The organism is Stenotrophomonas sp. Iso1 (genome assembly GCF_027497995.1).
Taxonomy (GTDB): domain Bacteria; phylum Pseudomonadota; class Gammaproteobacteria; order Xanthomonadales; family Xanthomonadaceae; genus Stenotrophomonas.
Genome location: NZ_JAODBT010000001.1, coordinates 1862560 through 1875480, shown reverse-complemented (window position 1 = coordinate 1875480; position 12921 = coordinate 1862560). Strand labels below are relative to the sequence as shown.

Below are 12921 nucleotides of genomic sequence, written 5' to 3'. Positions count from 1 at the left end.
GGGGCCGGTCGGCCTTAGTGGGTGCCGGGCAAGGATAAACACAGCAATGCGATGCCGACATGATGGAAACCGGGCTGCACAGGGCTCCATTCATCTTCCTGTCTGAACCGTTCAACCATTCACCGACAACGGTGATATGCGTCCAAAGCGGCCTGCCGGCCTTCGGCGAGATCCATCAGTGGCTGCGACGGATACATCGGCGCCGCCTGCGCCAGCAATGTCGGTGACAACCAGGGTGCAAACCGAGCCTTCAGCGGCAAGGCAGCCAACTCCGGTACCCATCGGGTGATGTAGCGCGCTTGCGGATCAAACTTCTGCGCCTGCGTCACCGGGTTGAACACGCGGAAGTACGGCGCAGCATCGGCACCGGTGCCAGCGATCCATTGCCAACCCATGCTGTTGTTGGCCAGGTCGGCATCGACCAGCGTGTCCCAGAACCAACGCGCGCCTTCCTTCCAATGCATGCGCAGGTGCTTGCACAAAAAGCTGCCCACCAACATCCGCACCCGGTTGTGCATGGTTCCCGTGGCCCACAACTCGCGCATGCCGGCATCGATGATGGGAATACCCGTGCGTCCGCGTTGCCACGCTTCCAGCAACGCAGGCTGCGCCGGCGCCCAGGCAAAACCCTCGAAGCGCGGGTTGAGGTTGGCATCGGAGGTCTGCGGGAAGTGATGCAGCAGGTGGCAAGAAAACTCACGCCAGCCCAACTGCCGTATATAACCGTCGATATCGGCATCGCGGCCGGCACTGCGCTGCGATTCCAGCACGTGTGCGATGCGCCAAGGTGCTATTTCGCCAAAATGCAGGTGTGGCGACAGCAGCGAGGTGCCGGTACGGTCCGGCAGATCACGTTGCTCACGATACCCGTTGAGCGCACCGTCGACAAAGACCTCCAACGCTTCCAGCGCACCGCGCTCGCCAGGCTGCCAATGCGTCCAGAAGCCGGCATCCCAGCCAAGCTGCGGCTGTAACCCCAGCTCATCCAGCGCAAGGCTGTCGACCTTCGGAGATGCCAGCACGGCCGGCGCCGCCGACAATACCGGCAAGCGCCAATGGCTCAGCGCATTGCGCCAGAACGGGGTGAACACCTTGTAAGGGCCGCCCTGCAGAGTGGACAACTCCCACGGCTCGAACAGCAGGTAGCCGTTGTGGCTTTCCACCTGCAGCCCCTGTTCGCGCAGACCACGTTTGATGGCCGCATCACGCGGCTGCGTGGCCGGCTCGTATTTGCGGTTCCAATAGACCGCCTCCGCGCCGCTCTGGGCGATCAACGCCTGCAGCTGGGCCATGCTGTCGCCACGGCGCAGCACCAGCAACGACCCCATGCCACGCAAGTCAGCATCGAGCTGCCCCAACGAACGATGCAGCCACGCATTGGAAGCGGCGCCCGGTGCCCACGCGCCCTCTTCTTCCGGCGCGTGGATGTAGACCGGCAGTACCGTGTGGCCGGCCTCGATTGCCGCCTGCAACGCAGGGTTGTCGCGCAGGCGCAGGTCACGCCTGAACCAGACGATGGCCACGGACATGCGCGTACTCCCGATTACTCGAACGAACCCACTGAATCGTGGGTGAGGTTGTCGAACCGGGTGTACTCGCCGAAGAACTTCAGCTTGCACGAGCCGGTCGGGCCACCTCGGTGCTTGCCGATGATGATCTCGGCCAGGCCCTTGTCCGGCGACGTTTCCTTGTTGTAATAATCGTCGCGGTAGATGAAGACGATCATGTCCGCATCCTGCTCGATAGCGCCGGATTCGCGGAGGTCGGCCATCACCGGACGTTTGTCGGTGCGCGTTTCCAGCGAGCGGTTGAGCTGCGACAGCGCAATCACCGGCACGTTCAATTCTTTGGCCAGGCCTTTCAGGCCACGCGAAATTTCCGAGATTTCGGTTGCGCGGTTTTCACTGTTGCCCGGCACGCTCATCAGCTGCAGGTAGTCGATGACGATCAGACCCAGGTCGTGTTCGCGCTTGAGGCGGCGGCACTTGGAACGCAGGATCTCCGGCGACACGCCAGGCGTATCGTCGATGAAGATTTTGGTTTCCTTCAGCATGCGGATCGCGCCCGTGACGCGGCTCCAGTCCTCGTCTTCCAGCTGGCCGGTACGCAGACGCTGGGCGTTGATGCGGCCGTTGGAGGAGATCAAACGCATGGCCAGCTGCGAGGCCGACATTTCCATCGAAAACACCGCCACGCCCTTTTTGGATTTGATCGCGGCGTATTCGGCAATGTTCAGCGCCAGCGTGGTTTTACCCATCGCCGGGCGCGCAGCCAGGATGATCAGATCGGTCGGCTGCAGGCCGGCGGTCATTGCATCGAAATCGGTGTAGCCAGTCGGCAGACCCGTGATGTTGCCGCCATTCTCGAAGCGGTTGCGCAGTTCCTCGAAGGCGTCCTTCAAGGCACCAGGCATGGCCACAAAATCAGTCCGCCCGCGCGCGCCTTGTTCGGCAATGGCGAACACCGACTTTTCAGCGGTCTGCAACAGCTCGGAGCTGTCACGACCTTCCGGCTGGAAGCCATCGTTGACGATGTCCGTGCCCACCTGGATCAGCTGCCGCAGCACGGCCTTGTCGCGCACGATTTCGGCGTAAGCGCCGATATTGGCAGCGGATGGCGTGGTGCTGGCCAGTTCGATCAGATAAGCGCCATCGCCCACCTGGTCCATCTTGCCCTGCGACTCAAACCACTCGCCCAGCGTCACCGCATCGAACGGGCGATCGCGCTCGGACAATTCACGGATGGCGCGGTAGATGAGCTGGTGGTCGCGACGGTAGAAATCTTTTTCGGTCAGCGCCTCGTTGACCCGGTCATAGGCCTCCGGCGCCAGCATCAAGCCGCCCAGCACCGCCTGCTCGGCTTCCACCGAATGCGGGGGGACGCGCAGGGCGTCGATGCGCTGTTCACTGCGCTCGGAGCGGTCATTGCGGTCAGATCGGAAACCAGTACGAGCGGGCATGAAAAGCGTTTTTCCTACGGTAAAGGCCGTGCGGCCATGGTAGGTGGGCGTCGGCCACCGGGGTACGGACAACTCTGTGGATAACCTGTCCACAACTCAAGCCCCGGGCGGATGTCCGGGAGTCACGAATGAGGTGGTCGTACAGAAAGACGCGCCCGGCACCCTTGCGGCACCGGGCGTTGATTATCGCAAATGTTGAGGCTGGGGGACGGCCCTGCCCCACGCCGGACACGCCGGGGTTCAGGCCTTATGGTGAACCTTGATCCAATCCAGAAAGGCGTCCATGTAGCCCTGCAGGAACTTGCGCGTGCCTTCGCTGCTGACCGTACCGTCGGCTTCGATCAAGCCTTCCTTGTAGTGAACGAAAGCTTCCGGCTGGGCCATCACCGCCAGATTCACGAACACCAGCACGTTGCGCAGGTGCTGCTGCGCCAGCGCGCTGCCTATGGCACCGATGGAGCTGCCGATCACTGCCGCCGGCTTGCCTACGAATGCGTTATCGCCATAGGGGCGCGACGCGGTGTCGATGGCGTTCTTGAGAACACCGGGAATGGAACGGTTGTATTCGGGGGTGACAAACAACACTGCGTCAGCCGCGAGGATCTGTCCTTTCATGCGCGTACCCTGCGCCGGGAACTGACCGTCGTGATCCTGGTTGTAGAGCGGGATGTCATCGATCTTGATGTATTCAAAACTGGCACGATCACCGGCCAGCTTTTCCAGCGCACGCGCCAACTGACGGTTGATCGAGTCTTTGCGCAGACTGCCGACGAATACCGCGATCTTGTAGTGGCTCATGGCGATCTCACTGCGAATGGAGGCTTCAGGCTAGCCAGCCGGAGCTTCGGCTGGGGTGAAGGTCTCGTCCGTCGCTCTCCAGCCCCTCTCCCACCAGGGGCGAGGGGCTATAAGGCTGCAGTTGCTCAATTGGCCTTAACCTGACGCTGACGCATGCCGAGCCCATCTGCCCTTGCACCAGAGGGCGTGGGATATCCGTTCACAGCAGGCCCAGCAATCAGCTCAATTCCGCCGCCGCAGCCACCACATCCGCATCACCCGGCAGCACCAGCAACGCAGCCCCGGCCAGCGGCGTGTAGGTGTCGGCGCCGGTGACCCGCCGCAGCGGCACGCTGCCCAAGCCAGCTTCGACCAACGCAGTGATCACGCCCTCGCCCACGCCGGCACTGTGGCGGCCCTCGTCCACCACGAGGATGCGCTTGGCGCCCGTGGCCTGTTCGGCGATCCAGGCATCGTTGAGCGGCACCAACCAGCGCAGGTCTATCACCCGCACCTTCCAACCATGCGCCTGCTCAATGCTGCGCGCGGCACGCAGGCTCATCGGCACGCCGTTGCCGTAGCTGAAGATCACCAGGTCATCGTTGCCCTCGCCGTACACGCGGCCTTCGCCCACCGCGATGCTCTGCCCCGGCGCTGGATACGGGAACAGCCACTGACCATCGCCAGCCTCGTGTAGATCCTTGGTCATGTACAGCGCGATGGGCTCAAGGAAGATGCACACACGCCCATCCACTTTTGCCAGCGCCGCCAAGGTGCGCAGCATCGCCGCAGCGTCGTCACCGCGCGATGGGCAACCGACTATCAGCCCCGGGATATCACGGATGGGGGTGATCGAATTGTCATTGTGAAAGTGGCCGCCAAAGCCCTTCTGGTAGCCCAGTCCCGCAATGCGGATCAGCATCGGGTTGCGGTATTGATCGTTGGAGAAGAACTGCAGCGAGCACGCCTCACCACGCACCTGGTCCACAGCGTTGTGCAGATAGGCCAGGTACTGGATTTCCGGCAGTGGCAACAACCCCATGTTGGCGAACCCCTGGGCCATGCCGAGGATCATGGTTTCGTCCAGCAAGGTATTGAACACACGTCGCGGGCCGAACGCCTTCTGCAGCCCCTTGGTCACCGTATAAACGCCACCCTTCTGCGCGACGTCCTCGCCGAACAACAGCGTCTCCGGATACTTGCAGAACAGCTCGTGCAGAGCCTGGTTGATCTGGATGGCCAGATGCCTGGGCGGCTGGTTCTCCGGCAATGTCGCCTCGCTGCCGAACACCTGCAGGCGGCGTTCGCTGTAGTCGGCGCGATTGGCTTCAGCACGCACCTTGTCCGGCGTGTACGGCGCCAGCGGCGTCACCACTTCCTGCAGGCTCTTCAGGCGCGGGCGCTGATCGGCGGCCTCGGCGGCTTCAAAACAACGCCTGCGCGTGTGTTCGTACAGCGCCAGAACTTCGTCTTTGTCCATCAATCCGGATTCAATGGCGATCTGTGCCGAACGCAGCAGCGGATCGCCAGCCTCCACGGCACACAATTCTTCCAGTGCGCGCCATTCGATCTCGAAATCGGTACCGGCGTGACCCATCAAGCGCGTGGTACGCAGGTGCAGAAAGGTTGGGCGCCGCGTACGGCGGCAATGCTCGACGGCACGTTGTACATCGGCATAGCCGTTGGCCAGATCCAGGCCGTCCGCCTGAAAATAATCCAGCCCCGGACGATGACGGAAGCTCTCGCCGATCCAGCCTTCCGGTGTCTTCACCGAAATGCCGATGCCGTTGTCCTCGCAGACAAACAACACCGGCGCCGGCAGCTTCTGGAAGCTGCTCCATGCCGCGGCATTGAATGCGGTCTGCGCGGTGGCGTGATTGGCCGAGGCGTCGCCGAAGGAACAGATGGCGATGCTGTCGTCGGGTATCGGCAGGGCCGACCCCAAACGTTTGCCGGCTTCAATCGCCATTGCCGTGCCAAGGGCTTTGGGCAGGTGCGAGGCGATGGTCGAGGTCTGCGGCAGCACCCACAACGGCTTGCTTCCCCACACTTTGTGACGGCCGCCGCTGGCCGGATCGTCCTTGCTGGCAGCGAACGACAGCGCTGAATCCATCACCGGGTCCATGCCCGGCAGCTTGCGAAAACGCTCAGCCATGAAGCCACCAGAGCGGTAATGCAGGAAGGCCGGATCGGTGTGGCGGGTAGCCCGTGCCACCATCGCGTTGCCCTCGTGACCGGAGGAACCAATCGTGTAGAAAACCTTGTTCTGCACACGCAGCACGCGCGCCATCAAATCCAGATGGCGGCTGATCAACTGCGACTCGAACAACTCGCGGAATCCTTTCGCATCCAACGCGCTGCCCGGCAACACCGGCGCTGCATCCTGTGGGCCTGAGTCGGGCCCCTGCCCCAGGCTTTTTACGTGATCGATGAAATTGGTATCGCAGATCTCAGCGCGGTTCAGGCCCTTCATGCGGGCCGGAATAGGATTCGGTACACGAGCAAACATGCAGACAGACTCCACAAGGCAAGCGGGTATTGCGGGGGAATGGGATTCAGCGTGACGCGTTGAAGCAGGCCTGCACCTCCGCAGCGGGCGGGGCCATCGGCGCAAAACCCGGCTGGTCGCGCACGCGCTGCAACCAGCGCTGCAAGGCCGGATAGGCCACCAGCGCCAGGCCTCCGTCCTCGGCCACTGAGGTATAGGCGTACAGCGCGATATCCGCGATGCCGTAATGCGGGCCGGTGAACCAGTCGTGCGCCACCAAATGCTGCTCCATGACCGCCAGCGCTTCATGCCCGCGCTCACGCAACCTGGGCAGATCAGCGCGACGTGGCGAATCTGCCGGTGTCCAGCCACAGATGAAGCGCGCGACTGCGATGTAGGGCTCGTGGCTGTATTGCTCGAAAAACATCCATGACAACGCTTGCGCGCGCTGCCAACCATCCGCTGGTAGGAACGGCGTACCTTCTGCCAGCCAAAACAGGATGGCATTGGATTCAGTGAGTACGCGGCCGTCATTTCGCCGAACCAACGGCACCTTGCCATTGGGGTTCATCGCCAGGAAATCCGGCGTGCGGGTCTTGCCACCAGCGCTGTCCACCTCACACCATTCGTAGCGTGTGCCCAGCTGTTCCAGCAACAATCGCACCTTGTGGCAATTGCCCGACGTGGACATGCCATACACCGTCAACGCAGCCCCAGACTTACTCACTGAACCGGTTCTCCCGCCTGCCGCAATGGCAGATGACAGCGCTCATTTGACCGGACTTCCCGCAGCGGGGTAAAGCTGCAATCGCAGCAAATATCGCGCCCTGCCGATGTAATGCAGGGCCACGTTCCGCTCTACGAACATCATCCAGGCCGCTGACGCACATAGCGCGGCACTATCCGCGTTGTGCCAGCCATTGCGCACGCGATTGGCCCCAGATATCCACCGGTACTTCGTGCGGCGGCGGCAGATGTGTCGTGCGCAGAATGCTTGAACCCAACTTGCGCGCAACCACCTGTGAGTTGGTGTTATCCGGCGCAATGGAGTGAATGACCTCGCTCCAGCCCAGGGCGTCAAACGCCCAATCGATGCTGGCCCGCGCCGCCTCGGGCGCATACCCCCGGCCCCAGAATTCAGAGGAAAGGCTCCAGCCCACTTCAGTGCCCGGCCACCCGTAGGGCTGCCACGGCCCGACGCGCCCCATCCAGCGGCCGCTGCTTTTCTCGATCACCGAGAACATCGAATACCCCTGCAACTGCCAATTGCCGACCAGTCCGGCAAAGCTGCGCCACGCCACCGGCTTGGCTTGCACGCCACCAAGATGCTGCATCGTGATTGGATCGGCACAGAACGCAGCAAAGGCCTCGAAATCTTCCATTGCCGGTGGACGCAGCAATAGGCGCTCGGTTTCCAGACGCAGGTCGAAGATGCTCATGTTTATCTTCTCCGTTGATTAGGGGTGCAACGCTATCACCAGGAATAGGGAGCGCCACCCCAGATCCTCCCATGGCTGTGCGCAAGCGATGTCTCGGTCGAGGATGACGGTTGTAGCAGTGGCGATGCGCCCCTTCTTCTTACGAAGCGAAGGGGAGAACTGGGGGCAGCTGCTTTGCCACGCACCCTCACTCAAAAACGCAGAAGGCCGGCTTTCGCCGGCCTTCCACTTTTCCATCAGACAACGCCACTTACTGGCGGTTGCTGCTGCCATCAGCCGCAGCCGTCTGGGTCACGATCTGGCCATCCAACACTGGCAGGCGATCGCTGGCCGGACGGTTGTCCATGCGCACGGTCTTTTCCTGGCCGTCATAACGGTACGTCACGTCGTAACCGATGGTCTGGTCAGCATTGCCCAATGACACGCGCTCACCCGGCTTGTTGTCCGTGCGCATGGTTCCGGTGCTGCCATCCGGCTTGCGGTAGGTGACGTTGTAGCCCGTGACGCGACTGGACTCCGCAGTGCGCTGCTCGGTGTGACACTGGCGCTCGGTGCGGTTGACCACACGGCCACCCACGTGACGCTTGTCGACCTGATTGCCAATCACGCCACCTGCGGCCGCGCCCAGAGCGGTTGCCGCCTTCTTGCCGTTGCCGCCGCCCACTTGGTTGCCCAGCAGGCCGCCAATCACCGCACCAGCAACGGTGCCGCCGACATTGCCGTCGCGCTCGGGCAGGCGCTCCTGCACTGCCACGTCTTCGCAGACCTCGTGCGGGGTGCTGGTACTGGAGGTTTCGCGGATCGGGTCGCTACCGGTCACGGTGCCGTAGATGCGCTCCTTCTGGGTCACCGGAGCGACCTTGAGCACGTCGGCGTATTCCAGCTTGTTGCCGGTTGCCGCCAGCGCATCGGTGGCTGCGTCGCCGCCCAGCAAGGCGCCGTCCACCAACGGGGCCGGCGTTTCAGTGGCCGGCAGCGTGGTGGCTTTATCGCGGCCCTGCATGAAGGCGGCCGTGGCAATACCGCCCACCAGCAAAGCGCCAGTTGCCACCAGGATGGTTGTCGTAGTGCTCTTCATAAGCGGGCTCCCAGCGGCTTGGCCGCGTTCTGATATGGGGCGATTCCAGCACGACCAAGCTGAACAGAGGCCAGTATCTCTGGCAGCCATCTATCGAAATCGCCCTGACCGTCGCAATATCACGCCTGTTGGTCCTCCCTACAACAGGATTTGCCATGTCGACCATGATGCTGACGCCGTTCCTGAACTGGGCGCGCAAGCTGCGTTATCCCACCTTGTTCAAGATCACTGCAGCCCTGTTCGCAGTCAGCATGCTGCTGCCCGATCCGCTGCCGTTCCTCGACGAAATCCTGTTTGGCCTGAGCACCGTGCTACTGGCTAACTGGAAGCGTCGCAAGGACCCTGCGACCGATCCGCCCGCTTTGCCCCGAAAGCCCTGATCCGTGCAGTTGGTCGACAGCCATTGCCACCTTGATGCCGATGCGTTCGATATCGACCGCAAGGCCGTGCTGGCCCGGGCCCACGCCGCCGGGGTACGACATCAGGTCCTCCCGGCGGTAACCGCCGCCAGCTGGCCCAAACTGCAGCACGTATGCGCCTCCGCTCCCGGACTGCATCCAGCTTACGGCCTGCACCCGATGTTCCTGGCCGAGCACCGCCCTGAGCACCTGCCGTTGCTGCAGGAATGGATTGAGCGCGAGTCACCAACCGCCATCGGCGAATGCGGGTTGGACTTTTTTGTCGAGGATCTCGACCCAGAACGCCAGCGCTTCTTCTTCCAAGGGCAACTGACACTGGCGCGCACGTACCAACTACCGCTGATAGTTCACGCACGGCGTGCGGTGGACGAGGTGATCCAGCGCATCCGTCAAACCGGACCGCTGCGCGGCGTGGTGCACAGCTTCTCTGGCAGTCCGGAGCAGGCGCGGCAACTGTGGAACCTGGGCTTCATGATCGGCCTGGGTGGGCCGTTGACCTACCCGCGCGCCAACCGACTGCGCACCCTGGTGGCACAGATGCCGCTGGAATACCTGCTGCTGGAAACCGACGCCCCGGACCAACCCGATGCCGGCATCCGTGGCCAACGCAACGAGCCGGAGCGTCTGGCCGTCATTCTGGAAACCGTCGCCGAACTTCGCGGCCAAACACCCGAAGAAATCGCCACGCAAACCACCGCCAACGCACGACGTCTGTTTGGACTCACGCCGCTGTAGAACGGCCTTGTGCCGCCGGCGTGGCGTCCCGCTTCTTGAGCAACATCTCCAATGCCTTGCCTACCGCGACGAATGCAAAGGCGCCGGTGATGTGCGTGGCTGCGCCCAGGCCTGCGCCACAGTCGAGCTTCATCGCTTCATCCGGGCCCAAGTTCGGCCGCACGCCACAGACACTGCCGTCGGCCTGCGGGTATTTCACGTTCTCCAGCGAATACACCGCCGGCACGCCGAAGTAGCGTTGCGCGTTCTTGGGGAAATTGAACTCACTGCGAAGTTTCTTGCGGATCAAGGCCATCATCGCGTCATGCTCAGTACGCGACACGTCGCGAACGCGCACCAACGTCGGGTCGGTACGCCCGCCGGCAGCACCCACCGTGAGCAACGGCAACTTGCGACGGCGGCACCAGGCAATGGTTTCCACCTTCACCCGGAAGCTGTCGCAGGCGTCGATCACCAGATCGAAACCGCGGTCCAACAGCTGCTCCATGTTGGAGGTGGTGAGGAACGACTCCACCGCATCCACGTCCACATCCGGATTGATCGCCCGGCAACGCTCGGCCATCGCCAGCGCCTTGTTGCGCCCATACTGGCCAACCATCGCCGGTAGCTGCCGGTTGCTGTTGGATACACAGATGTCGTCAGCATCAATCAGGGTGAGGTGGCCGACGGCCGTACGCACCAAGGCTTCAACCACCCACGAGCCCACCCCCCCCATGCCGACCACCGCCACCCGGCAGTTGGCCAGATGCTCAATGGTGCCCGCCCCGTACAGCCGGTCCACGCCGGCAAATCGCTCACGCAGTTGTTCTTTCATCGGCGCATTTTAGCCTTGACGGCATAATGCGCGAACATCACACCCTCACTGCCACGTAGCCTCCGGAGCCAACGCAATGACCGACCCCGTCCGCCCGCCGTCCAAAGCCTCCCGTTATCTGTTTGTTCTCATCGCCGGGCTGTTGATCGGCGGGGTGACCACGGTGATGGGCATGCGCGCCCTGCAGGCCCGCCAGGATCACTTCCCCGGCAGCCTGATGACCGTGATGGCCAAGCAGGCGCAGTTGCTCAGCGATAGCCAGAAGCAGAACCGCTGCACCATCAACGACACCACGCCGCGCCTGCAGACCCTGCGCGCGCTGTCCAATGATCTGGAAACGGCATTCCCCAGCCTGCGTGACGACCAGCGCTTCCAACTGCACGCCAGCCGCTTCCGCGCCACGTTGAACGATGCTCTGGCCAAGCCCCCAGCAGACTGTGCAGCATTGGCGGTCATGGCCCAGAAGATCGGCAGCGACTGCAAGGCCTGTCACCAGGATTTCAAGTAAGTACAGGTTCTGAACATGTGGTTGGCCCTCCATTCACATGAAAAACGACACGATCTTCGCGACGGGTATGCCCTCATACCGTCATCCTCATCTGGCAAGGACAAACACTCATGAAGATTCGACTGATCGCCGTAGGCACAATTGCCAGCCTGGCCCTGGCCGGTTGCGCCACTTCCCCGGGTTACAGCAACGGCGGCAACTATGGCGGCAACAGCGGCGGCAATTACGACAACGGCTACAACCAGAACCGTTGCAATGACTGCGGCATCGTCACTCGCATCAACACTGTCGCTTCCGGCCGCACCGCACCCACGGCTACCGGCGCCATTCTTGGCGGCTTGGTGGGCGCCGTTGCTGGCCATGAAATCTCCGACCATACCGGTGGCAGCAAGGGCAACCAGAACATCGCTGCCGTGGCAGGCGCTGTCGGTGGCGCACTGGCCGGCAACAAGGTCCAGCAGAACGTGACCGGCAACTCGTATGACATCCAGGTACGCATGGATGACGGCCGCGTGATCATGGTCAACCAGAAGGATCTGGGCGGCATCCGCGAGAACACCTACGTTCGCGTGGTGAACGGTCGCGTCGTGCTGCGCTGAGTTGGCAGCCCTGCCCTCCGGCAAAAAGAAAGGCCCGCTTGCGCGGGCCTTTCTTTGTTCTGCTGCAGCGGGCCTTCTCAGACCGGCTGCACAGCGTCCGCCTGCAGGCCCTTCTGGCCCTGGACGACGGTGAAGGTGACCTGCTGGCCTTCCTTCAGGCTCTTGAAACCATCGGACTGGATGGCGCGGAAGTGCACGAACACATCCTCACCACTTTCACGGCTGATGAAGCCGAAGCCCTTGGCATCATTGAACCACTTGACGGTACCGGTTTCGCGATCGGACATCTCACTAACTCCCTGGTGCTCTCTCTCGTTTGATGGAACGCCCCGTAAGGCGGCTGATTGCAAGGAGGAAGCGAGGTGCAACGATGCAGCAAATCATTCGATCTACCCATCAGGCCACGATTCACGGTGACCTTGCCAAGCTCAGCGGCTGCAACTTAACCCGAGGCAAATCAAATTGCAATCGCGGTGAGACAATAAAGTCAACCCCTATTCGTCCTTCCTCAGAGTCAACATGGACTATTCATTCATCTTTTATCTGATCGCCGCCCTACTGGTCATCGTCGGTTTCGCCGGCATCATCCTGCCTGCCCTGCCCGGTGTGCCCTTGGTGTTTATTGGCCTGCTGGTCGCGGCCTGGACCGAGGGTTTTGAACGGGTCGGCTGGCTGCCGCTGGTGGTGCTGGGTGTGCTTACCCTCATCTCGATGGTGGTTGACGTGTTGTCCACGGTGATCGGCGCGCAGAAGGTGGGGGCCAGCAAAATGGCCCTACTGGGCGCGGCTATCGGTACGGTAGTGGGGTTATTTTTCATGCCCATCGGCCTGTTTGTCGGCCCCTTTGCTGGCGCGCTGCTTGGCGAGTATCTGCACGGGCGCAAGCTGGGCCAGGCCACCAAGGTCGGTCTGGGTACCTGGCTGGGCATCGTGTTGGGCGTGGCACTCAAACTGGGCTTGGCCATGGCGATGATTGGCCTGTTCGCGGCAGCCTGGTTCATGTGACCTGGCTGCATCACGACTCCCCCTCCACGGGGCAATCGCCGACAATCCCCTCAAAGCCATTACGTCGCGCCGGGGCACTCCTTGCCCCCGGCACGGCCCG

At 62.4% G+C, this 12921-nt stretch carries 14 protein-coding genes; 5 read left to right on the top strand and 9 right to left on the bottom strand.

Annotation, left to right across the window (positions count from 1 at the left end; translation table 11 throughout):
- Positions 1 to 119 precede the first annotated feature (119 nt).
- From PAN08_RS08280 to PAN08_RS08250, 7 genes are all read right to left on the bottom strand, one after another.
- On the bottom strand, positions 120 to 1529 hold the full coding sequence (locus tag PAN08_RS08280; RefSeq protein WP_269790960.1) for a deoxyribodipyrimidine photo-lyase: 1410 nt from the start codon (positions 1527 to 1529) through the stop codon (positions 120 to 122).
- Positions 1530 to 1543: 14 nt separating this feature from the next.
- Complete coding sequence (locus PAN08_RS08275) at positions 1544 to 2959, bottom strand: replicative DNA helicase (RefSeq protein WP_269790959.1); 1416 nt, start codon at positions 2957 to 2959, stop codon at positions 1544 to 1546.
- A gap of 240 nt (positions 2960 to 3199) precedes the next feature.
- A complete protein-coding gene (locus tag PAN08_RS08270) occupies positions 3200 to 3757 on the bottom strand; it encodes an NADPH-dependent FMN reductase (protein ID WP_269790958.1) in 558 nt (185 codons plus the stop codon).
- 217 nt (positions 3758 to 3974) lie between these two features.
- Positions 3975 to 6245: a thiamine pyrophosphate-dependent enzyme gene (locus PAN08_RS08265; RefSeq protein ID WP_269790957.1), complete on the bottom strand. Its 2271-nt coding sequence runs from the start codon at positions 6243 to 6245 to the stop codon at positions 3975 to 3977.
- A gap of 46 nt (positions 6246 to 6291) precedes the next feature.
- The gene (locus PAN08_RS08260) at positions 6292 to 6951 is read right to left on the bottom strand and encodes a glutathione S-transferase family protein (protein ID WP_269790956.1); all 660 of its coding nucleotides are present in this window, start codon (positions 6949 to 6951) and stop codon (positions 6292 to 6294) included.
- Between the two features lie 172 nt (positions 6952 to 7123).
- Positions 7124 to 7663: a GNAT family N-acetyltransferase gene (locus tag PAN08_RS08255; RefSeq protein ID WP_269790955.1), complete on the bottom strand. Its 540-nt coding sequence runs from the start codon at positions 7661 to 7663 to the stop codon at positions 7124 to 7126.
- 250 nt (positions 7664 to 7913) lie between these two features.
- Entirely contained in the window at positions 7914 to 8741 is an 828-nt protein-coding gene (locus PAN08_RS08250) for a glycine zipper 2TM domain-containing protein (protein WP_269790954.1), read from the bottom strand.
- Between the two features lie 155 nt (positions 8742 to 8896).
- Here PAN08_RS08250 and PAN08_RS08245 point away from each other — a divergent pair, with 155 nt between their 5' ends.
- Positions 8897 to 9121, top strand: a complete 225-nt coding sequence (locus tag PAN08_RS08245) for a DUF6116 family protein (protein WP_269790953.1) — start codon at positions 8897 to 8899, stop codon at positions 9119 to 9121.
- Positions 9122 to 9124: 3 nt separating this feature from the next.
- Entirely contained in the window at positions 9125 to 9895 is a 771-nt protein-coding gene (locus tag PAN08_RS08240) for a TatD family hydrolase (RefSeq protein WP_269790952.1), read from the top strand.
- Here the strand turns inward: PAN08_RS08240 and PAN08_RS08235 are convergent.
- Entirely contained in the window at positions 9882 to 10709 is an 828-nt protein-coding gene (locus tag PAN08_RS08235; RefSeq protein WP_269790951.1) for a tRNA threonylcarbamoyladenosine dehydratase, read from the bottom strand. The genes PAN08_RS08240 and PAN08_RS08235 overlap by 14 nt on opposite strands.
- 76 nt (positions 10710 to 10785) lie before the next feature.
- On the opposite strand from PAN08_RS08235, the gene PAN08_RS08230 reads away from it, so the two are divergent.
- Complete coding sequence (locus PAN08_RS08230; RefSeq protein ID WP_269790950.1) at positions 10786 to 11217, top strand: hypothetical protein; 432 nt, start codon at positions 10786 to 10788, stop codon at positions 11215 to 11217.
- 110 nt (positions 11218 to 11327) lie between these two features.
- Positions 11328 to 11816, top strand: a complete 489-nt coding sequence (locus tag PAN08_RS08225; protein WP_269790949.1) for a glycine zipper 2TM domain-containing protein — start codon at positions 11328 to 11330, stop codon at positions 11814 to 11816.
- Between the two features lie 77 nt (positions 11817 to 11893).
- Here the strand turns inward: PAN08_RS08225 and PAN08_RS08220 are convergent, their stop codons facing one another.
- Positions 11894 to 12103, bottom strand: coding sequence for a cold-shock protein (locus PAN08_RS08220; RefSeq protein ID WP_057631916.1), 210 nt, complete (start codon positions 12101 to 12103; stop codon positions 11894 to 11896).
- A gap of 232 nt (positions 12104 to 12335) precedes the next feature.
- Between PAN08_RS08220 and PAN08_RS08215 the strand changes: the two genes are divergently transcribed.
- Complete coding sequence (locus PAN08_RS08215) at positions 12336 to 12821, top strand: DUF456 domain-containing protein (protein ID WP_269790948.1); 486 nt, start codon at positions 12336 to 12338, stop codon at positions 12819 to 12821.
- Positions 12822 to 12921 lie beyond the last annotated feature (100 nt).